Here is a 21,421-nt window from a genome sequence, read left to right on the forward strand (position 1 = left end):
CTGGTGGTTATTCTGCTGGTCACCTGGTTTCTCGGGCGGCTTATATTTCTGCGCGTGGCAAAACGTTTGTTGTCGTTATTTACTAACCTGACTGACGACAGCATGATCCACAGTATTGCCAAGAAAAGTGCCTCTGTCGTGGCTGTCACGCTGGTGCTGTATATTAATAAGATGCTGCCGACCTTTTCGGCAGAAATGAATATTCTGTTTAATACTGTATGCAGCGCATTCCTGATTATTAATCTGGCTTCACTGGTTAATGACGGGCTGGATATATTTATCCTGCGCCATACCGGGCGTTCATCGTACCGTAACAGCTCGATAAAGGGGTATATTGAAATTGCCAAAATCGGGGTGTGGATTGTTTCCTTTATCCTGATTATTGCGTTAATGACCTCGCAGTCGCCGCTGATTATTATTTCCGGTTTCGGTGCCGTTGCAGCTGTTCTGATGTTTGTCTTTCAGCACACCTTATTATCCTTTGTGGCCAATATTCTGGTTTCCAACGGTAAGGTGCTGAAACTGTATGACTGGATAGAATTGCCCGGCAGTAATATCAGCGGTGAAGTGATTGATATTGCGCTGCATACCATTACTGTCCGCAACTGGGATAATACGATCTCAAGGATCCCGACAAAAGATTTCCTGACCGAAAAATACACTAACTGGCAGCCGATGTTCTCCTCCGGCGGCCGCCGTATTAAACGCAGTTTTTATATTGATCAGTCCTCAGTATCGTTTGCTGATGAAACGTTATTAATGGAGCTGCGGAATCAGGAGTCATTTCGTCAGTCTCTGGATGAAATACTGGCGGAAAATACCGGTTATGATGACGTAAAAGAGTGGATGGCGGCAAAAGGGGTCACTAATTTACAGCTGTTCCGCAAATATCTTCTTAACTGGATCAAAATGCGCGGTGATGTGCGGGCGGATATGTATCTGGTGATCAGAACCATGTCGCCGACACCGGAGGGATTGCCGGTTGAAATATACTGTTTTACCCGCTCCACCACCTGGGTTGATTATGAGGAAACTCAGTCGCAGATATTTGAATATGTGAATGCGTCGGCAAAATATTTCCGGCTGGATATTTACCAGCAACCGTCCGGTCATGATCTGGCGAATTTGCGTTACCGGGCCGGACGATAATGGTTTTCGTTTTTTTCGTTATCAGCAACTCCCCGGTGCTGATGTAAGCTGCACCTCAAACCCCCGAATCAGACTCTCCGGGCTGTGCAGAAAGGCCTGTTCACCATCATCACTGTCCATAATCTGCAGCGCTTCCCGCAATAACGGCGGCAGGTTTTCGTCCGGTGCCACCGGCGCGGTCGCGGCTTCCGTGGTGGCGGCCACCTGCTGACCGGCGCTATACAGGCAGCGCTGTTGTGCGGTATGGTGGACGGCATTCGTGCTTATCGCCTGCCATGATAAGCCTCAGACACAGAGGAACCGTTATGAAATCACGCGCAGCAGTCGCCTTCGGGCCGGGTTTACCCCTTGAAATTGTTGAAATTGATGTGGCACCGCCGAAGAAAGGTGAAGTGCTGGTGAAAATCAGTCACACCGGGGTATGCCATACCGATGCCTACACGCTTTCCGGTGATGATCCGGAAGGTCTGTTCCCGGTGGTGCTCGGCCATGAAGGTGCCGGGGTGGTGGTTGAGGTCGGTGAGGGCGTGACCAGTGTGAAACCGGGCGACCATGTGATCCCGCTGTACACCGCCGAGTGCGGTGAGTGTGATTTCTGTACCTCCGGTAAAACCAACCTCTGTGTTGCCGTCCGCGAAACCCAGGGCAAAGGCGTGATGCCGGACGGCACCAGCCGTTTCTCGTATAACGGTCAGCCGCTCTATCACTATATGGGCTGCTCAACATTCAGCGAATATACCGTTGTGGCGGAAGTATCACTGGCGAAAATCAATCCGCAGGCCAATGCGGAGCAGGTTTGTCTGCTCGGCTGCGGCGTGACCACCGGGATCGGCGCGGTACACAATACCGCGAAGGTACAGGAAGGGGATTCTGTGGCGGTATTCGGCCTCGGCGGTATCGGGCTGGCTGTGGTGCAGGGCGCACGTCAGGCAAAAGCGGGCCGCATCTTTGCTATCGATACCAATCCGTCCAAGTTTGAGCTGGCAAAACAGTTCGGCGCCACAGACTGCATTAATCCCAATGATTATGACAAACCTATTCAGCAGGTGCTGGTCGAAATGACCAAATGGGGTGTGGATCATACCTTTGAATGTATCGGCAATGTCAATGTGATGCGGTCGGCGCTGGAAAGTGCGCACCGTGGCTGGGGACAGTCAGTGATTATCGGGGTGGCGGGTGCCGGAAAAGAGATTTCAACCCGTCCGTTCCAGCTGGTGACCGGCCGGGTCTGGAAAGGTACGGCGTTCGGCGGCGTGAAAGGGCGTACTCAGTTGCCGGGAATGGTGGAAGATGCCATGAGCGGCAAAATCGAGCTGGCACCGTTTGTCACGCACACCATGGAACTGGATAAAATCAATGAAGCTTTTGATCTGATGCACGACGGTAAATCCATCCGCACCGTCATTCATTACTGATAACGTATTCAGGGAGATAATATGGAACGGATTGAACATCACGCCTGTTTCGGCGGCAGCCAGGAAGTCTGGCGTCACCATTCTGCGGTGACCGGTACGCCGATGACCTTTTCCGTGTTTCTGCCGCCGCAGGCAAAAACAGAGAAATGTCCGGTGTTGTACTGGCTTTCCGGGCTGACCTGCAACGAGCAGAATTTTATCACCAAAGCCGGGGCGCAGCGTTATGCAGCGGAGCTCGGTCTGGTGATTGTCGCGCCGGATACCAGTCCGCGCGGCAGTCAGGTGGCGGATGATAAAGAGTACGATCTTGGCCAGGGCGCCGGGTTTTATGTCAATGCCACACAGGAGCCGTGGAAAGCGCATTATCAGATGTATGATTATATTCTGAATGAGCTGCACACCCTGGTAAGCGGACATTTCGGCACATCGGAAAAACGCGGTATCTGCGGGCACTCGATGGGCGGGCACGGCGCACTGGTGCTGGCGCTGCGTAATCCGGATGCATTTCTCAGCGTGTCGGCATTTGCGCCGATTGTGTCACCGTCACAGGTGCCGTGGGGCGAAAAAGCGTTTTCTGCCTATCTGGGAGAGGATAAAGCGGCGTGGGAACAGTATGATGCGGTGAAACTGATTGAATCCGGCCACCGGGTGACGGATATGCTGGTTGATCAGGGGCTTGCCGATACCTTCTTCAGTAAGCAGCTGAAAACCGGGTTACTGAAATCCGCCTGCGAAACACACAATATCCCGCACACCATCCGTGTGCATGCCGGTTATGATCACAGCTATTACTTCATTGCGAGTTTTATCGCGGATCATATCGCGTGGCATGCAGCACGTCTTAACGCATAAACCCGGTCAGCCGGGTTTTTTCTGCGACAGGTATTTGATCGGTACATGCGGCGTCAGCCAGACGCCGTTATCCGCCAGATAGAACGGATAACCGGTTTTATGCATCTCCCCGGCGGCAATGGTGAGTACCACCGGTTTGCCGTGACGGGCACCGACAGTCAGTGCGGTATCTTCATCCGCGCTGAGGTGCACATAGTGCCGTGATCCGGCAATTAATCCCAGTTCACAGATATCACTGATAAACCGGATAGCGGTACCGTGATACAGAATATCCGGCGGTGTCTGCGGCGGGTAATCGATCGCCACCTGTCCGGCAGAATGCCCCTGTGCCGCACGGATATACATGCCGTCGGATGAGATCGTAAACCGCTTTTTGTCATTGGTTTCCACCACCTTTTCCAGCGTTTCACGGTCAAACGGTGTGCCGTGAGCAGCGGCCTGACGCAGGAGCACGGTGATATCTGTCCAGCCTTCATTGTCGAGGCGGATCCCGATGGAGTCCGGCTGGTGCCGCAGGACATAACTCAGAAATTTACTGATTTTATCGTATTGATTCATTTTCTTTTTACGGTTTTCGCCGGCGATCCGGCAGTGACATAATGGCTGAATTATACGCGCCTGTTGCGGTAAAGGGGAGGAATGACAGCGATAACTATGCGCTGTATCAGGCTCTGACGGCGGAATAACCGCCGTCAGAACAGATGTTAAATGGTACTGAGCTCGCGGTTACGGGTTTCCGCGCCGAGGAAAATGACCGCAAGAATGGCGATAACCACCGCTGCACTGAAGATCAGGAAAATGGTGCTGACAGCAAACTGATACTGAATCAGGTAACCGGCCAGCAGAGGGCCGAGGATCCCGCCTATCCGTCCGATTGCAGTGGCGGTACCGGCACCGGTGGCGCGGACACTGTCCGGATATTGCTCCGGCGTGTAGGCGTAGAGCGCGCCCCAGGCACCGAGGTTAAAGAATGAGAGCAGCATGCCCGAAATAACCAGTGCCGTGGCAGTTTCCGCGCAACTGAATCCATAAGCACTGATTGCTGTTCCGGCGAGATAGGTGACCAGCACGAATTTGCGGCCGTAACGCTCGATAAGCCAGGCGGCACTGAAATAGCCGGGCAACTGGGCGAGTGTCATGATCAGCACATACTGGAAGCTTTTTATCAGGCTGAATCCCTTGAGGATCGCCACGCCCGGCAGCCAGAGAAAAATACCGTAATAGGAAAACACCACACAGAACCACAGGATCCACAGCATCAGGGTGGCACGGCGGTACTGCGGCGACCAGATCAGTGCCATCGATTGTGCAATGGTGAGTTTCGGGCGCTCCTGTGCGGTATAGCGGGATACCGGCTCCGGCAGCTTTGCCCGCAGCCAGAGGGCATACAGCGCAGGCAGGGCACTGAGCAGCATCGCCGTACGCCAGCCGTAATCAGGGATAATATAATAGGCAATCAGTGCCGCAATCAGCCAGCCCACGGCCCAGAAGCTCTCCAGCAGCACGACCACACGGCCGCGCTCGTGAGGGGCTACGCTCTCACTGACCAGCGTAGAGGCTACCGGCAGCTCCCCGCCCAGTCCCATCCCGATGAAAAAGCGCAGCACCAGCACCACGGCCAGCGAACCGGCGACAGCAGTCAGCCCGGATCCCAGACTGAACAGCAGCAGAGTGATAATAAACACCGGTTTGCGCCCTTTCCGGTCTGCCATCAGACCGAAAACAAAGGCACCGACTGCCATTCCGGCGGCATTAAGACTGCCGATCCAGCCGAGCTGTGCGGCACTCAGCCCCCAGTCGGCCTGTAAGGCAGCCAGCAGAAACGCCAGCAGCCCGACATCCATGGCGTCAAATGTCCAGCCCATCCCGGCTATCCATAACAGCTTGTTGCGTGAAGTGGCAGGCGCTGCCGTGTGTGTCCGGAGTGTCGTCATGGTTGCGACCTTTTTTATCCGTCAGAAGAAAATGTGTTTAGTATACTAAACAATAAGCGTGCAAATGTTAATCATAAAATACCGTTTTAAAGAGACGGTAACATATAAAAAGCCCGGCAAACGGCGGACAGCCGCGCTTTTCAGGTTATTCCGTTATCTTCGTTACCGCAGCTGTTCTACTATGGTGAGTTATGGTGTACACAGCGGCCTGCCGGTATACGGTGCCGGAATCGTGATGATAATAATCAGGGAGTTAAGTAATGACATTAACCTTTGGCGTTAAAAGTACCCTGCTGATCGCCGGTATGGCGGTAACAGCCGCGGCGGCGGGCAAACCGAATGTAATTGTTCAGGATGTAAAACTTAACAAAGCCACGATTTTCCTGCGCGGGGCAGAGCTGAGTAACAGCGCAACACTGAATCTGCCTGCCGGTGACAGTGATGTGATCCTGACTAATGTGGCCGGAAATATTAATCCCGGCAGCTTATCCGTTATGCTGAATAATGATGATGTCATCATTCAGTCCGTCAATCTGCGCAGCGAAATTGAAAAGCCGGTGTATTCAGACGAAATCAATGCTATGAAGGCGCAGATTGAGGAGCAGGATCTGGCGATTCAGCAACTGAATATGCAGACGGAAGTGAATAACGAGCAGCTGGGTCTGCTGCGTGATCAGGATTTCTTCGGCACCGGCGGTGCGCCGCTGACACAGGAGCAATCCGTGCAGAAGCTGGATTTTATCCGCACTCAGATGGCAAAAATCTATGCGGAGCAGCTGGAATATTCCCGGCAAATCAAAGAAAAAACCGAAGCACTGGCACTGCTGAAAGCGCAGTATGAAGAGAAAGTCACACAGTTTAAGGAGCGCCGCACGCAGCTGGTGCTGAATGTGTCCGCGAAAAAAGCGGTGGCAGCGGAACTGGATATCGACTATATCACGCCGGATGCGGCTTGGGCGCCGTCCTATGATATCCGCAGCGCCGGTATGGATAAGCCGGTGACGCTGACCTACAAAGCGGATGTGATCCAGAACACCGGTATCGACTGGGATCAGGTGGAACTGGTGCTGTCATCCGCCGATCCGGTACAGAGTATTGCCCCGCCGCAGCTCTATCCGCAGTATCTGTCACTGTTCAATGAGTATGCCGTGATGGGTGAGCTGGCACCGGCTCCGGTGGCCATGATGGCGGAGGACAAGAAGGAGTACAGCCGCAATCGCTCAGCGAAAAAAGCCCCTGCCGGCGGGATCTCGTCGTTTGTTACCGCAGAGAGTAACGGTATCAGCCTGACGTACAGTATTGATAAACCGTATTCCCTGCCGTCAGTTCCTGAATCCCGTTCCCTGACCATCAAACAGACGGCGCTGGACGGAAAATACCGTTATATCACACGGCCTAAGATGGACGAACATGTGTATTTACAGGCGGTTGTGGAAAACGCACCGGCGCTGAATCTGCTCAGCGGTAAGGCGAATATCTATTTTGATAACCGTTATATCGGGCAGACTTATATCGATTCCGGCCTGATCACCAATGAGCTGGAACTGCCGTTCGGCATGAATAAAGATATTCAGGTCAGCCGTAAGGTGGACAGTAAACTGACAAAACAGCCGGGTATTCTGGGCTCTGCGGTTGAACAGAGCGAAGGTTATATGATTACCCTGTCATCTTTCGCCAAAGCGCCGCTGGTGGTAACGGTGTTTGATCAGATCCCGGTCAGTCAGGATACCAATATCCTGGTGAAAGATGTTAAAACCGGAGAAGGGACCGTTAATAAACAGACCGGTGAAGTGGAATGGAAAGTGGAGCTGAAGCCGCAGCAGGTAATGGAACTGCCGCTGAGTTACACACTGAAATATCCGAAAGAAAAACCAATCAGTGGTTTATAATTATTGCAGCAGAAAAACGGCCGGGAAACCCGGCCGTTATATTAACAAAAGGAAGATTAATCGCCGATAATAGTACCGGTTTTACCCTCAATACCGTCTTTGGCTTTATTCAGCAGAGTAATCAGTGCCTTGCGGCCTTTTTTACTGCGGCTGAAGGAGAGCGCGGCTTCCACTTTCGGTAACATAGATCCCGGTGCAAAATGTTTCTCATCGATATAACGCTGTGCATCCGCAGATGTCAGTTTATCCAGCCACTGCTCGTTTGGTTTGCCGAAGTTGATGGCAATTTTTTCCACGGCAGTCAGGATAATCAGCATATCCGCATCGATCATCTCTGCCAGTTTGGCGCTCGCCCAGTCTTTGTCGATAACCGCATTGGCCCCGCGCAGGGTGTTGCCGTCGCGGATCACCGGAATACCGCCGCCGCCGACAGTGATCACCAGCTGATCAGCATCCAGCATGGCTTTGACGGTTTCTTTTTCAATAATATCAACCGGTTTCGGTGATGAGACCACGCGGCGGTAACCACGGCCCGCATCTTCGCGCATCTCAAACCCTTTCCTGCTCAGGGCTTCCGCTTCTTCTTTGCTGTAGAACGCGCCGATAGGTTTGGCCGGGTTTTTAAATGACGGATCCGCCGCATCCACTTCCACCTGTGTCACGATAGTGGCAACCGGCTTATTGATACCCCGGTTCAGCAGCTCTTCACGCAGTGCGTTCTGCAAATCGTAACCGATATATCCCTGGCTCAGTGCCACACAGACTGACATCGGCAGAACCGGTGATTTGGCTTCGGTTTTGCTGGCAGCCTCAAATGCGCCGGTTATCATCCCCACCTGCGGGCCGTTACCGTGTGTGACCACAACGCGGTATCCCTGAGCAATCAGGTCGGCAATCACGACAGAGGTGGTTTTGACGGCAGCCATCTGTCCCGGAAGATCATTTCCCAGTGCGTTGCCGCCCAGTGCTAATACGATTGTTTTTTTCATCCTTTTTTACCCGTAATGAATTAGTTGAAACGATAATCGGAAAAAATTAATAACACCGGTGCGGAGCCTTAAACGGACGGCGTTTCAGGAAACGGCCGCGGCCGGGTTCAGCAGTAAATTCGCCGTCACGGTAAACAATATCACCGCGCGACAGTGTGCAGCAGACTGCGCCCTGTACCGTCATGCCTTCGTACGGGCTGTAGTCCGCGTTATCATGCAGATCCGCATGGCGGATAGTGGTTTCCTGCGCCGGGTCGATAATGGTGATATCACCGTCTGCGCCCGGGCGGATCACGCCTTTCTCCGGCCAGATACCAAACAGTTTTGCCGGCATTGCACTGGTCAGGGAAACAAAGTGTTCCGGTGAAATCCGTCCCTGCATCACGCCTGCAGAAAACAGCAGTAACATACGGTTCTCAACACCCGGCAGGCCGTTCGGACAGCGGGTGAAATTCCCGCCGGACAGCGCCAGACGCTGCTGATACGGGAAGGTGCAGTGATCGGTGGCGACCACATCAATCGCGCCGTCATCAATACCCAGCCACAGGGCATCGGCTTCCCGGCGGTTACGCAGCGGCGGGCTGAGAATAAATTTCAGGCCGTCATCGCGCTCATAACAGCGTTCATCAAGGAACAGATACTGCGGACAGGTTTCTATCCAGACCGGCTGGTGGCGGGCTTTCGCCATCTTCAGGTAATCGAGACCCAATCCGTTGGAAAGGTGGACGATATAGAGCGGCGCATTGCCGCAGATATGCGCCAGATTAATCATCCTGCCGATTGCTTCCGCCTCACATTCTGCCGGACGGCTCAGGGCATGGAAAATCGGTGAGGTTTGTCCTTTCTTCACAAACTCCGCTTTGCGCTGTGCTATCACCGCATCATTTTCCGGATGCACGGTGGTCAGCGCCCCGGCGTGGTTAAGCTGTTGCAGGGCACGTAAAATATCCGGATCATCGAGCTTGTACTGATAAGTCAGATAGAGTTTGAAGCTGCTGATCCCGTCCGCCACCATCAGCGGAATTTCATTTAAAATATCGTCGTTGATATGCTGGATCACGCCGTGAAAACTGTAATCGATAACGGCGCGTCCTTTGGCGTAGCGGTGATAATTCTCAAGCTGGTGGTGCAGTGAACAACCCGCCGGACCAAATCCCATATGATCGATAATGGTGGTGGTACCGCCGCAGGCTGCCGCACGCGTGCCGGTGTAAAAATCATCACAGCTGCGGGCAAGGCCGACATCAATATTAAAATGGGTATGAACATCAATACCGCCCGGAAAAACATAACATCCCTGTGCATCAATAACGCGGTCATCTGTCTCCGGTGCAATATCCGGTGCAACCTGTGAGATCAGGCCGTTTTCAATCAGAACATCCTGCCGGTATTGTCCGTCCGCATTGACAACGGTGCCGTTGATAATCAGTGTGCGCATAGGGGGTACTCCTGAAAAAGCCCCGCACATCAGTACGGGGCCGGTAAGACAAGATTATTTTTTCATTTCAGCCATGTAGCTTAACGGAATGGCCGCGTACATCGCCGCACAGGTCACCAGGTGATCTTTCCAGGTTTTTTCGTTTGGTGCGTGAGCTTCAGGCTCTTTGCCCGGACCAAAACCGATAACCGGAATGCCGTGACGACCCATGATAGAAACACCGTTGGTGGAGAAAGTCCACTTATCAACAACCGGCTCTTTGTTGAACAGGCCGCGGTAAGCGCGATCCAGTGTCTTCACGGTGAAGTGATCTTCTTCCACTTTCCAGGTCGGGAAGTAGCACTCTGTCGGATAGACCAGACCGGTCCAGGAGGCACGCTCATAGGTGTACATAGAGACCACGCCTTTCGCTGCTTTGACAGCCGGTAATGCGCGGATTTCTTCCAGTGCGCCTTCCCAGGTTTCGCCCCAGGTCAGGCGGCGGTCGATAGAGACTGCGCAGCTGTCAGCAACAGCACAGCGGCTTGGTGAGGTGTAGAAAATTTCAGAAACAGTCAGTGTGCCCTGGCCGAGGAAATCGTCAGTGGCCAGACGTTTTGACAGCTCCTGCAGTTCACCCAGAATCGGACCCATTTTGAAGATTGCGTTGTCACCGCGCTCCGGTGCGGAGCCGTGGCAGCTGATCCCCGGAACATCAATGCGGATTTCCATACGGCCGCGCTGGCCGCGGTAAATCTGGCAGTCAGTCGGTTCGGTACTGACCACGAATTCCGGTCTGATTTTGTCCTGCTCGATGATGTACTGCCAGCACAGACCATCACAGTCTTCTTCCTGAACAGTCCCGGTCACCAGCAGGGTGTACTGGTCTTCCAGACCTAAATCTTTGATGATTTTACCGGCATAGACCATAGAGGCCATGCCGCCTTCCTGGTCAGAGGTACCGCGTCCGCCGATGATTTCGTCGTTTTCCATACCTTCGTACGGGTCGAATTCCCAGTTTTTGATGTTACCGATACCCACGGTATCGATGTGCGCATCCATGGCAATCAGGTGCGGACCGTGACCGATATAACCCAGAATGTTACCCATCGGGTCGATATCCACTTTATCAAAGCCGACTTTTTCCATCTCTTCTTTGATACGGTGAATCACGCGTTTTTCGTCGCAGCTTTCGCTGGGAATTGCCACCATGTCGCGCAGAAAACGGGTCATATCTTTTTTATAGTGTTCAGCTTTTTTGACAATTTCATCAAACGGGATTTGCTTAGCCATATTTCAATACTCCAATTAGTTAATATTTCTGCGCCGGGTTTTTACCTTCCCAGACAACTTCACGGTAATGTTTGGTATCTGTGTCACCTTCGGTGTTGATCACGAGGATGACGGAATCACTGTTCAGGCCGAGTCTTGCCATCAGTTCCGCACGTTCCGGATGATAGTTAACCGCAGCCAGCACACCGAGACCGACCGCGCCGGATTCACCGGAAATCACGCGGCTGTCTTTGCCGTACGGGTTACCGAGGACACGCATGCCGAGGGCAGCCACCGCATCTTCACAGGAGATAAACTGTGTCGCGCAGTTACGCATCAGATCCCAGCCGATAGGGTTCGGCTCGCCGCAGGCCAGACCCGCCATGATGGTGGCCATATCGCCGCCGACATTGACGATTTCGCCTTTCAGGCTGGAACGGTAGAGACAGTCAGCCAGATCCGGCTCGACAATAATGGAATGCAGATTTTTTGCCCCGAACTCATCGACCAGATAGCCCAGCACACCGCCGGCCATCGCACCCACACCGGCCTGTAACAGCACGTGGGTCGGACGCTGAATCTTCATCTCTTTCATCTGGGCAACCGCTTCGGCAGCCAGTGTGGTGTAGCCCTGCATAATCCAGGTCGGGATCTTGGTGTATCCTTCGCAGGCGGTATCCTGAACCACGATCCAGCCGTGTTTTTTGGCATTTTCCATGGTGAGACGGACGGTATCGTCGTAGTTCATATCTGTGACGATACACTCCGCCCCGAGGCCGGTAATGTGATTCACACGTTCCTGTGCGGAGCCTTTCGGCATGTACACCACCGCTTTCTGACCGAGTGCGCGTGCCGCCCAGGCCACACCGCGGCCGTGGTTACCGTCAGTGGTGGTGGCGAACGTCATTTTTTCAGTCAGAGTGCTTTTGAGTTTCTCGAAAGAGAAATCGTTAATATCCATGTTGTACTTTTCGCACAACAGGTGGGCGATAGCATAAGAGCCGCCCAGAATTTTGAATGCATTCAGATCAAAACGCTGTGACTCATCTTTCACCAGGATATTACGCACGCCGAACAGCGCGGCGAGATCTTTCATGTCATACAGTGGTGTCGGATGGTAACCCGTAATTTTCTCATGAAACTTCAGCGCCTTATGTGCTTCTTCACGGGAAAAAAGCGGGGAGTGTTTACCGTTGAAATAACGGTTATCTGAAATATCTAACTTCAGTGAGAAGACAGACATAGAGCCTCACCTCATATCATCGGGAAAAGAACCCGGCCGGTGACGGCCGGGATCCGGATTTATAAAATACGTTTACGTGCGTTTTTCAGCAGTTGCTCAAGAACCAGGGCAGGCTGCGGGAATTTGCGGGCCAGAATCATGGCGGAGATGATATACGGCTTCCAGCTGGCTTCTTTGTAAGTGGCGATACGGTATTTCTCGAATACAGCTTCTTCCACTTCCCCTTCCTTACAGGAAACACCGGTGATATCCGCAGGCAGACAGTGCATGTACAGCGCTTCGCCGTCTTTGGTCAGCTTCATCATCTCTTCAGTACAATGCCAGTCTTTATGGTTGGCGTTCTGTGCCAGGCAGCGCTGCTCAAGGGCTTTCAGGCCGTCATGGTCATTGGCACGCAGCAGTTCGGTACGCTGTTCCATGACTTTGTAAGGTGCCCAGGATTTCGGATACACGATATCCGCATCTTTGAACGCTTCTTCCATCGATGTAACCTGCTTAAAGCTGCCGCCGGATTGTTTGGCGTTGTTTTTCGCCACATCAATAACGTCAGGGATCAGGTCATAACCTTCCGGATGCGCCAGCGTCACATCCATACCGTAGCGGGTCATCAGACCGATGATGCCCTGCGGTACAGAGAGTGGTTTACCGTAGCTTGGTGAATACGCCCAGGTCATGGCGATTTTCTTGCCTTTCAGGTTTTCCAGTGAACCGAAGTGCTCACGTAACCAGGCCAGGTCAGCCATAGACTGTGTCGGGTGGTCGATATCACACTGCAGGTTAACCAGCGCAGGACGCTGCGGCAGAACGCCTTCCTCAAAACCTTCATCCAGAGCCGCACCCACTTCACGCATATAGGCGTTACCGGCACCGAGGTACATATCGTCACGGATACCGATGGCATCCGCACAGAATGAAATCATGTTGGCCGTTTCACGTACGGTTTCGCCGTGAGCAATCTGAGATTTACCTTCGTCGAGGTCCTGCTGGGCCAGGCCGAGCATATTCAGTGCAGAAGCATAAGAGAAACGGGTACGGGTGGAGTTGTCACGGAAAACAGAGATGCCAAGGCCATTTGTGAATACGTTGGTTGCGATGTTATCGGCACGCAGCCCTTTCAGTGCAGCTGCAATATCAAGCACCATCGTCAGTTCATCCTGACTCTGTTCCCAGGTAAGCAAAAAATCCTTTTGATGAAGATTAGATTTCAGTCTGGCGATATCTTTCAATAATTCATTAACGTTTTTCATCTTTAAATCCTATGTGAAATGGCCGGTGACAATTGAATATGCAGTGAGAAGAAGGCATTTCTGCATGTGTACTGTGACTATTAACAATAAGCATGCCAAATCAGCCGGAATGATCTTCCGGGGGTGAAATGCAGGGCGGATTCGGGAGGGTGATCACAATTATCAGGGGCTGATGGCCGGGTTATGTGTGACAAATGCGAATAAAAGTTATTTTCAGCAAGGGTGAAAAGTCGCCGGTATCAGACCGGTGAGAGGGCGGAACCGCCGGAAGCGGGGCCAGAATGATAAACACCCCGGCGGATTTATCATATTGATAAAATAGAGTGACGGAGATTCCAGTTTCATTATCAAATCTGAAGAAAAGTGTGATTTTTGTACATACGTTAGAGTTTCGGTGATAAAGATCTGGCAATCTTGTGCTATCAGTGGGTGATAATTCAGCCCGTTGATAAATAACTATAATAAAATCATTAATTTGTCGCGTTATGAACTTTCTTTTCGATATGTCGTTTTAAGAGCATAGGAAGTCGTAAGCATGATCACTGAAAAATCACCATCTGTGCTGATGCAGATACAGCCGACGATTGTTCACTTCAGCAAAATGCTCGCCAGTGTGTTACAGCTTGATGTTGAAATCGTTGATGACAAACTGACAAGGATTGCCGGAACAGGGCTGTTTAACCAGCACCTCGGACATCGTCTGACCAATAATTCCCAGCTGCTCCGCTATGTGCTGGATACCAAAAAAGAAAAGATAGTCACGCACTCCTGTTTTGATCCGCTCTGCCTCAATTGCGCGGATAAAGATAACTGTAAGGAGAAAGCGTTTATCGGTACACCGATCATCTTCCAGGATCGCTGTATCGGGGTTATCAGCCTGGTGGCCGTCACCTCTGAACAGCAGGAGCGGATCCGGGATAACATCCATGACTTCTCGGATTATGTGCAGCATATTTCCAATATTTTTGTGGCTAAGCTGCTGGATGAACAGGAAGGCCGTAATGCCGCGCAGAAGGTATTACTGAGCCTGATAGAGTTTATGGATCAGGGCGTTCTGATCCTGGATGAGGCAAATCATCTGAAATTTGCCAATCCGCATGCTCTGAAGATCCTCAATGTCCCGCATGAAAAGATTTCCGGCAAAACCATTGCCATCCGTCCGCTGACCTATTTCAAGAGTCTGAACCGCGGGCATTTACAGCATATTGTCTCCTGGGAAGGGGAGAGCAATATTATTATCGGGCAGCTTCATGTGGTTAACGGCTGTCAGATGTTCCTGATGGCGTTCCATCAGTCTCACGCGGCGATTGATATGAATGAAGTGCGCCGTGATGAAAACGGATTGCTGATTGAACACCTGGTCGGGGAATCCGAACCTATCCGTCAGCTGAAACACCTGATTTCCCGTGTGGCACCGAGCCCGTCGAGTATTCTTGTCACCGGCGAGAGCGGCACCGGTAAAGAAGTGGTGGCGCGGGCTATTCACAAGCTGAGTAACCGCAGTGAAAAACCGTTTATCGCTATCAACTGTGCGGCGATACCGGAGCAGTTACTGGAAAGTGAATTATTCGGTTATGTGAAAGGCGCGTTTACCGGCGCGTCCGCCAACGGAAAACAGGGTCTGATTCAGGCGGCAGATAAAGGCACGCTGTTCCTGGATGAAATCGGCGATATGCCGCTGATTGTTCAGGCGAAATTATTACGTGCGATAGAATCACGCGAAGTGCAGCCGATTGGCTCAAGCCGGACCATCCCGGTCGATATCCGGATTGTGTCCGCGACCAACCAGAATCTGGAACAGTTTGTCAGTGAAGGTAAATTCCGCGAGGATCTCTATTACCGCCTCAATGTTATCCCGATTGCCCTGCCGCCGTTGCGTGAGCGTCACGGCGATGTGGAGCTGCTGGTGCACCATTTCCTCAATGTGCATACCAGGCGCCTCGGTCTGGTGTATCCGGGCATTTCGGATGAGGTGATGGCGGTCATTAATGCATGGCCGTGGCCGGGTAACCTGCGTGAGCTGAGTAACCTGGTGGAATATCTGGTGAACGTGGTGCCGCCGGGTGAGGTGATTGATATCTCACTGCTGCCGCCGAACTTTGCCAGACATGCGGCGCAGATGATAAGCGGCACTGCCGCACCGGTTCAGAATACCGGGGATATTCACCGCAGCGAAATTACCATTCCGGTCAGAAGCGTACCTGCGGCAGCAGCGGATGAGGATCCGGCACTGCACGGGGAAACCATGCTGGAAGAGATGGAAAAACAGATGATCCGCGAAGCACTGCAGCGCTATGACAACAAACGTCAGGCAGCAGAGGAGCTGGGGATCGGTATTGCCACTCTGTACCGGAAGATTAAGAAGTACGAGTTATCCGCCGGGTAGCAGAAAGCGGAAGAAAATGTGTGTGCCGAAGCCGCACGGATGTTACCGGTCCGCGCGGCTTTTTCGTATCAGATAACGGTCATGATCTGCTCTTCCGGCAGGCGGGATTTCGGCAGCGCGGCGTTAAAGTCATCCTCTTTGCGGTAACCGAGCGACACAACGGCTACCGGTGCCAGCCCTTTGGCGGATAAACCAAATTCGGTATCCAGGGTATTAAAATCCATTCCTTCCATCGGAACAGCATCCACACCCAGCGCGGAAGCACCCAGCAGCAATGTCCCCATGTTCAGGAAAACCTGTTTTGCCGCCCAGTGCGGCAGATCACCGAGTGTTTCTTTATGGAGATTAACAAAGAAAGTCCGGCCGCCGTTATTCATCGCTTTGTGTTCCGGCGTGGTGTAACGGCCGTCTTTGTCTTCCTGTTCCAGAACGCTGTTCATGTAGGCTTCATCCACATCTGTTTTTGCGCACAGCAGCACAACATGAGAGGCGTCGGTAATTTTGGCGGTATTAAATTCAAAGCCCGGGCGGGTGGATGCCGCGATCCGGTTTTTCCCTTCCTCACTGGCCGCAATAATAAAATGCCACGGCTGGATATTGACGCTGGACGGGCTGTAGCGCAGCAATGTTTTGATACTGTTCATCACCTCATCACTGATTTTTTTCGCCGGATCAAAGGATTTGGTTGAATAACGCTGCATTACAGCCTGAGTGATGGTCATGATGGCATCCTTATAAGGTAATTTACATTAACCGGCGCAATGATAAACTATGATATGTTTTTAACAAGTACGTACATTTTTGGTATATAGGTACAAAATGGATACTGTCAGAAAGACGCGTTACGAGTCGTATGCTTATGAGGCCTGTCCGGTTGAGGCAACACTGGAAATGATGGGCGGGAAGGGCAAGGGAATGATCCTTTACCATCTGATAAGCGGCATCAAACGCTTTAACGAGCTGAAACGGCTGCTGATATTTATTACCCCGCGTATGCTGACAAAACAGTTACGGGAGCTTGAGATAGCGGGGCTTGTCCACCGCAAGGTCTATGCGGAGGTGCCGCCGAAAGTGGAATACAGCCTGACGGACGCCGGGCAGTCGCTGGTACCGATCTTACTGATGCTGAAAAGCTGGGGGGAAGAACACGCCCTGCCGGTACTTTTGCAGCAACAGACACCGCCGTCCTGAAGACGGACGGTGTCTATTTTCTGCGGTTTACTGATTACGCTGGAGTTTATCCGCGGCATTGGCAACCATCTGATAACCGGTGCAGCGGCACAGGTTACCGGCCAGGCCGTGGCGGATCTGACGGATGGTAAGGGTCTGCCCTTTGTGTTTTTCCAGCAGGGCGGTGGTCATCATAATCAGGCCCGGGGTGCAGAACCCGCACTGTACCGCGCCGCTGTCCGCATAAGCCTGCTGTACCGCAGACGGTTTACCGTGCTTCATCTCACCTTCGGCGGTTCGGATCTGCTTACCGTCCGCCCAGACCGCCAGATAGAGACAGGTATCCACCGCGATACCGTCGATAAGTACCGTGCAGGCACCGCACTCACCGACAGAGCAGCCATGTTTGACACTGATAAGCCCCTGCTCACGCAGGACATCGGACAGCCGTGCCGCCGGTGACACCGTCAGTTCCCGTACCTGTCCGTTGAGTGTGCAGCTGATGGTTTTCCATTCTTTGATATTCATGCGATTTTTTCTCCCAGACGTTCAGCCGCCGTGCGGATCACCCGCTCGCTCAGGACGCGGATCAGGTGTAAACGGAACTCTTTCTCTGCCCGCCATGACGTGCGCGGTGCCACATCCTGTTCAATCGCCTGACTGACAGCTTTCAGAGTGTCTGCGGTGACCGGTTTTCCGATCGCAGCCGCTTCCGCGTGTTCACAGCGGACCGGTGTCGGTGCGGCAACCCCGAAGGCGAGGCGCAGTTCCTCAAAACGTCCTTCTCTGATATCACACAGAGCCGCGCAGTTAATGGTGGCGATATCCATCGCGCCGCGCATGGCGTATTTATAAGCGGCGGAGCCTTTACCACGGTAATTCTCTGGTGAGAAATGGAACGCGATCAGCAGTTCACCCGGTTCAAAGGCCACTTTACCCGGACCGGTATGGAAGCCGCGCAGTGGTCTGCGGCGGATGCCGTCCGGGGTGGCTATCTCCAGCTCTGCCTGATAAACCAGGGACGGACAGGCAGAGTCGCCGCTGGTGGCGCCGTTACAGATATTGCCGCCGTAAGTGGCAACGTTGCGGATCTGCGGTCCGGCAATGGTGGCAGCCGCTTCGCTCAGCGCGGGCAGACACTTGTTGATCACCGGGCTGTCAATCAGTTCGGAGAAGGTGGTTGCGGAGCCGATACGGATATGTCCCGCATCATCACAGCTGATCCCGCGCAGTTCCGGCAAATCATGGATATCCACAATACGGCGGAAGCGTTCATTGAGGTGATGAAGCTGGATCAGCACATCCGTTCCGCCCGCCAGCAATCTGGCCTGCGGATCCGTCGTCAGCAGTGAGACGGCATGTGCGACACTCTCTGCACGGTGATAAGTTTCAAAATCATACATGGCAGTTACCCCCTGATAAGCCCGGCATTAACAAATTCCCGGTACAGCCGTTTTGGTGTCAGCGGGATAGTATTGACAGAAATACCCGTCGCCATACGCACGGCGTTACGGATAGCGGCAGCCGGCGCAATAATCGGCGGCTCACCCAGGGACTTATGGCCGTATGCGGACTGCGGCTCGTAGGTTTCGACAAACCCGCACTCCAGATCCGGCAGGTCAACCATGGTCGGCATTTTGTAGTCGAGCAGGTTCGGGTTATGAACAACCCCGGATTTCTCGTTGATCAGCATCTCTTCAAACAGCGCCCAGCCGATCCCCATTCCCATTCCGCCGTGGACCTGGCCTTCCGCCAGCTGCGGGTTCAGGATCCGGCCGGAATCGTGCATATTGATGATCCGGTTAATGGTCACCTGACACATCGGAATATCCACGGTGACATCGACAAAAGTACAGCCGAAGGCCGGCGGGTTGGTCTGTGTTTTATGAGAGGATTCAGCAGAAAGCTGACCACCGATCTCCTGATGATAAAAACTGTGCATTGCCACTTCCGCGACGGTGGTGACAACCACGTCCGGCTGCGCCTCAAGCACCACATTGCCGTCGAGAATGGTCATATTAAACGCGGCCTGGTGTGTCATCAGCGAGGCATGATCGAGGATTTTCTGCCGCAGTGACAATGCCGCTTCTTTCAGCGCCGGTGCGGTGACATAACTCTGCCGTGACGCGAACGCGCCCGGGTCAAACGGGGTGATATCCGTATCCTGGGTGGAGATCATCTGAATGGTACTGACCGGCACGCCGAGGGTTTCCGCCACCATCTGCGAGAACACGGTATCCGAGCCCTGGCCGATTTCTGTCGCGCCGACCTGCACATTGATATTACCGTCCTGGTTCATCAGCAGACGGGCACTGGCGATTTCCACGCCGACCGGATAGGTATTGGATGAATAACTGAAACAGGCTACACCGACGCCCCGGCGGATGTCTCCGCGTGTTGCCAGCGCCTCTGCTTTGCGTTCATCCCAGCCGAACAGCTCTTTACCGCGTTTCAGGCACTCAATCAGCCCCGCACTGTAAATCGTTTTCTTATTGACCGGGTTACAGTCACCGGACCGCGCCGCATTACGCAGACGGATATCCACCGGGTCGATATTCAGCTGTGCGGCGGCATCATCCATCAGGCATTCGAGGGCGAACGTGACCTGTGGTGCTCCGTAGCCGCGCATTGCGCCCGCTGACGGGTAGTTGGTATAGACGGTGGCGGCGGAATAGCCGTAATCGCAGCGCGGATACAGGTACGGGATTTTGTTCCCGCCCGCAGCCGCAATGGAGTGTCCGTGAGAGGCATAGCCGCCGGTATTGGACAGAACATCAAGATGATAACCGTTCAGTGTGCCGTCGGCGGTCAGTCCCATCTCCGCATCAATATGGAAGGCGTGACGGGTGCGCGAGGCAAAGAAACACTCTTCGCGGCTCAGCTCCACTTTCACCGGAATACCGCCGAGTTTCAGGGTCAGCCAGGCGGCCATCGGCTCTTCCAGCACGTCCTGTTTATTACCGAAACCGCCGCCGATATACGGCTTAATCACCCGGATATGCGACCACGGCATATCCAGCGCCTGGCCTATCACACGGCGCACAATGTGCGGGATCTGGGTACTCGATACCACGGAAATCTTATTATCCGCCTCCTGCCAGGCGTAGCAGGTGACGCCTTCCATATGGCAATGCTGAACCACCGGGGTATCAAAATGGCCGCGGAACCGGAACGGCGACTGACTGACTGTCGCTCTGGCGCTTTCCGCATTGATAGCGGTACGTTTCAGCAGGTTACCGCAGCTGTGGATTTGCGGGGCATCTGCGGCCAGTGCCGCCTCCGGTGAGGTGATAACCGGCAGCTCGTCATAAGTGACGCTGACGAGTGCCGCCGCTTTTTCGGCAGTCAGTTCGTCACGGGCAACCACAATCGCCACACCGTCGCCGTGGTGGCGCACATGGCGGTTCAGCAGCAGGCGGTCTGCCACATCACGTTTGGCCGGTTCCAGAGACCAGGCGTGACCGGCGGTGGCGAACGGGATCTGCGGCACATCGTTACAGGTGAATACCGCGACCACACCCGGCATGGCGAGCGCCTGTGACGCATCAACGGATGTTACCATCCCGTGGGCAATGGTACTGCGGACATATTTGGCGTAGTGCATACCCGGCATCGGCAGATCATCCGTGTAGCGCGCCCGCCCTGATGTTTTGCTCAGGGCATCAACGCGCAGGTAAGGCGTACCCAGCGCGCGTTTTCCGACTGCTTCAGACATTATTATTTCTCCGGCTTCAGGAAAAAGTAAGCATGCATAAAAACAAGCAATAAATACGCCAGCAGGGAGAAAAACAGCAATTTATCGGGGGATTTGTGACTGAGGTAAAAAAAATAAGGGTGTCCGGCAGGAAACGGCGGATTTTCCTGTCCCGCTTTCTCTCATATTGAGAGAAAAATGTGTCTGTATTGATAATCCCGGAGTACCGCAGAAGCAGAATGATAATTTATAGTTTGATAGTGTTACTAATCATATAATGCGTAATAAGCCTGATAAATTCTGTCGCTTTTAAATTATAAGAAGATAATAGATTACTAAGAAAATAATGATAATAATCAACCCGGAAAAAGGAACGGAATCCCGGTCGCATAATTGAAAAAAAGAGAATCCATAACGGAATTATTCATTTATACTGCCGTGAATCATCCGGGATAACAGCGGGTTATGTATTTGTTCTGTGTCTGTCGTTTTATTTTCATATTTACAGAATGGTTGTCTGCGGCGGTTAATCGATTTTATTCGTGAATAAGATATAATGCCGCCTCAGGTACAACTGTGCTTATATTCTTTTTATGATGGACAGATACCGGGTGATACTTATTTTTAAGACTTGTTACAAACTGTCCGGCAAATATTCCGGTACCGTTTTGTAAGGTAAACTGACTAATTTATGTTCTCGGCCTGTAAGAAACAGACCGGCAGAGCAGAATAATAACGAAGCCAAATCGTTGACGATGACAAGC

The 21,421-nt window shown here is 52.8% G+C and carries 17 protein-coding genes and 1 pseudogene; 6 read left to right on the forward strand and 12 right to left on the reverse strand.

Features of this window, described 5'->3' with window-relative positions; genetic code table 11:
- The coding region (locus tag X965_RS09905) for a mechanosensitive ion channel family protein (RefSeq protein ID WP_036417942.1) at positions 1-1,149 on the forward strand (1,149 nt) is incomplete at its 5' end.
- 21 nt (positions 1,150-1,170) lie between these two features.
- Here the strand turns inward: X965_RS09905 and X965_RS09910 are convergent.
- A pseudogene (locus X965_RS09910) lies at positions 1,171-1,323 on the reverse strand (TetR family transcriptional regulator); the annotation flags it as partial.
- Positions 1,324-1,454: 131 nt separating this feature from the next.
- On the opposite strand from X965_RS09910, the gene X965_RS09915 reads away from it, so the two are divergent.
- Positions 1,455-2,564, forward strand: coding sequence for an S-(hydroxymethyl)glutathione dehydrogenase/class III alcohol dehydrogenase (locus X965_RS09915; protein WP_004236057.1), 1,110 nt, complete (start codon positions 1,455-1,457; stop codon positions 2,562-2,564).
- A gap of 21 nt (positions 2,565-2,585) precedes the next feature.
- Positions 2,586-3,416, forward strand: coding sequence for an S-formylglutathione hydrolase (fghA, locus tag X965_RS09920; protein WP_036417946.1), 831 nt, complete (start codon positions 2,586-2,588; stop codon positions 3,414-3,416).
- Between the two features lie 6 nt (positions 3,417-3,422).
- Here the strand turns inward: fghA and X965_RS09925 are convergent, their stop codons facing one another.
- On the reverse strand, positions 3,423-3,974 hold the full coding sequence (locus tag X965_RS09925) for an RNA 2'-phosphotransferase (RefSeq protein ID WP_004236055.1): 552 nt from the start codon (positions 3,972-3,974) through the stop codon (positions 3,423-3,425).
- A gap of 146 nt (positions 3,975-4,120) precedes the next feature.
- Positions 4,121-5,350: an MFS transporter gene (locus X965_RS09930; RefSeq protein WP_036417948.1), complete on the reverse strand. Its 1,230-nt coding sequence runs from the start codon at positions 5,348-5,350 to the stop codon at positions 4,121-4,123.
- 260 nt (positions 5,351-5,610) lie between these two features.
- Between X965_RS09930 and X965_RS09935 the strand changes: the two genes are divergently transcribed.
- A complete protein-coding gene (locus tag X965_RS09935) occupies positions 5,611-7,239 on the forward strand; it encodes a DUF4139 domain-containing protein (RefSeq protein ID WP_036417950.1) in 1,629 nt (542 codons plus the stop codon).
- A 56-nt stretch (positions 7,240-7,295) separates the two neighbouring features.
- On the opposite strand, the gene arcC is transcribed toward X965_RS09935, so the two are convergent.
- The 5 genes from arcC to ygeW are packed head-to-tail and all read right to left on the reverse strand — an operon-like array spanning position 7,296 to position 13,407.
- Positions 7,296-8,228: a carbamate kinase gene (gene arcC / locus X965_RS09940; protein ID WP_004236052.1), complete on the reverse strand. Its 933-nt coding sequence runs from the start codon at positions 8,226-8,228 to the stop codon at positions 7,296-7,298.
- Between the two features lie 46 nt (positions 8,229-8,274).
- Positions 8,275-9,666 (reverse strand): dihydropyrimidinase, encoded by a 1,392-nt coding sequence (gene hydA / locus X965_RS09945; protein WP_004236051.1) that lies wholly within the window; start codon positions 9,664-9,666, stop codon positions 8,275-8,277.
- A 54-nt stretch (positions 9,667-9,720) separates the two neighbouring features.
- Entirely contained in the window at positions 9,721-10,938 is a 1,218-nt protein-coding gene (locus X965_RS09950; protein ID WP_004236050.1) for a YgeY family selenium metabolism-linked hydrolase, read from the reverse strand.
- 19 nt (positions 10,939-10,957) lie between these two features.
- The gene (gene dpaL, locus X965_RS09955; protein WP_004236049.1) at positions 10,958-12,160 is read right to left on the reverse strand and encodes a diaminopropionate ammonia-lyase; all 1,203 of its coding nucleotides are present in this window, start codon (positions 12,158-12,160) and stop codon (positions 10,958-10,960) included.
- A gap of 59 nt (positions 12,161-12,219) precedes the next feature.
- On the reverse strand, positions 12,220-13,407 hold the full coding sequence (gene ygeW / locus X965_RS09960; RefSeq protein WP_004236048.1) for a knotted carbamoyltransferase YgeW: 1,188 nt from the start codon (positions 13,405-13,407) through the stop codon (positions 12,220-12,222).
- A gap of 535 nt (positions 13,408-13,942) precedes the next feature.
- Between ygeW and X965_RS09965 the strand changes: the two genes are divergently transcribed.
- Positions 13,943-15,793, forward strand: coding sequence for a sigma 54-interacting transcriptional regulator (locus tag X965_RS09965; protein WP_004236047.1), 1,851 nt, complete (start codon positions 13,943-13,945; stop codon positions 15,791-15,793).
- Positions 15,794-15,861: 68 nt separating this feature from the next.
- On the opposite strand, the gene X965_RS09970 is transcribed toward X965_RS09965, so the two are convergent.
- Entirely contained in the window at positions 15,862-16,515 is a 654-nt protein-coding gene (locus tag X965_RS09970; RefSeq protein WP_004236046.1) for an oxygen-insensitive NAD(P)H-dependent nitroreductase NfsB, read from the reverse strand.
- 97 nt (positions 16,516-16,612) lie between these two features.
- Between X965_RS09970 and X965_RS09975 the strand changes: the two genes are divergently transcribed.
- Complete coding sequence (locus X965_RS09975) at positions 16,613-16,984, forward strand: helix-turn-helix domain-containing protein (RefSeq protein WP_036417952.1); 372 nt, start codon at positions 16,613-16,615, stop codon at positions 16,982-16,984.
- Between the two features lie 27 nt (positions 16,985-17,011).
- Here X965_RS09975 and xdhC read toward each other — a convergent pair whose 3' ends face one another.
- From xdhC to xdhA, 3 genes are read right to left on the reverse strand one after another with little or no spacing between them, the layout of a single operon-like run.
- Positions 17,012-17,491: a xanthine dehydrogenase iron sulfur-binding subunit XdhC gene (gene xdhC, locus X965_RS09980; protein ID WP_004236043.1), complete on the reverse strand. Its 480-nt coding sequence runs from the start codon at positions 17,489-17,491 to the stop codon at positions 17,012-17,014.
- The gene (gene xdhB, locus X965_RS09985) at positions 17,488-18,366 is read right to left on the reverse strand and encodes a xanthine dehydrogenase FAD-binding subunit XdhB (protein ID WP_004236042.1); all 879 of its coding nucleotides are present in this window, start codon (positions 18,364-18,366) and stop codon (positions 17,488-17,490) included. The genes xdhC and xdhB overlap by 4 nt, the downstream gene beginning before the upstream one ends.
- A 5-nt stretch (positions 18,367-18,371) precedes the next feature.
- Positions 18,372-20,678 (reverse strand): xanthine dehydrogenase molybdenum-binding subunit XdhA, encoded by a 2,307-nt coding sequence (gene xdhA / locus X965_RS09990; RefSeq protein WP_032099130.1) that lies wholly within the window; start codon positions 20,676-20,678, stop codon positions 18,372-18,374.
- Positions 20,679-21,421: the final 743 nt, after the last annotated feature.

Source organism: Morganella sp. EGD-HP17 (assembly GCF_000512315.2).
Lineage (GTDB): Bacteria > Pseudomonadota > Gammaproteobacteria > Enterobacterales > Enterobacteriaceae > Morganella > Morganella morganii.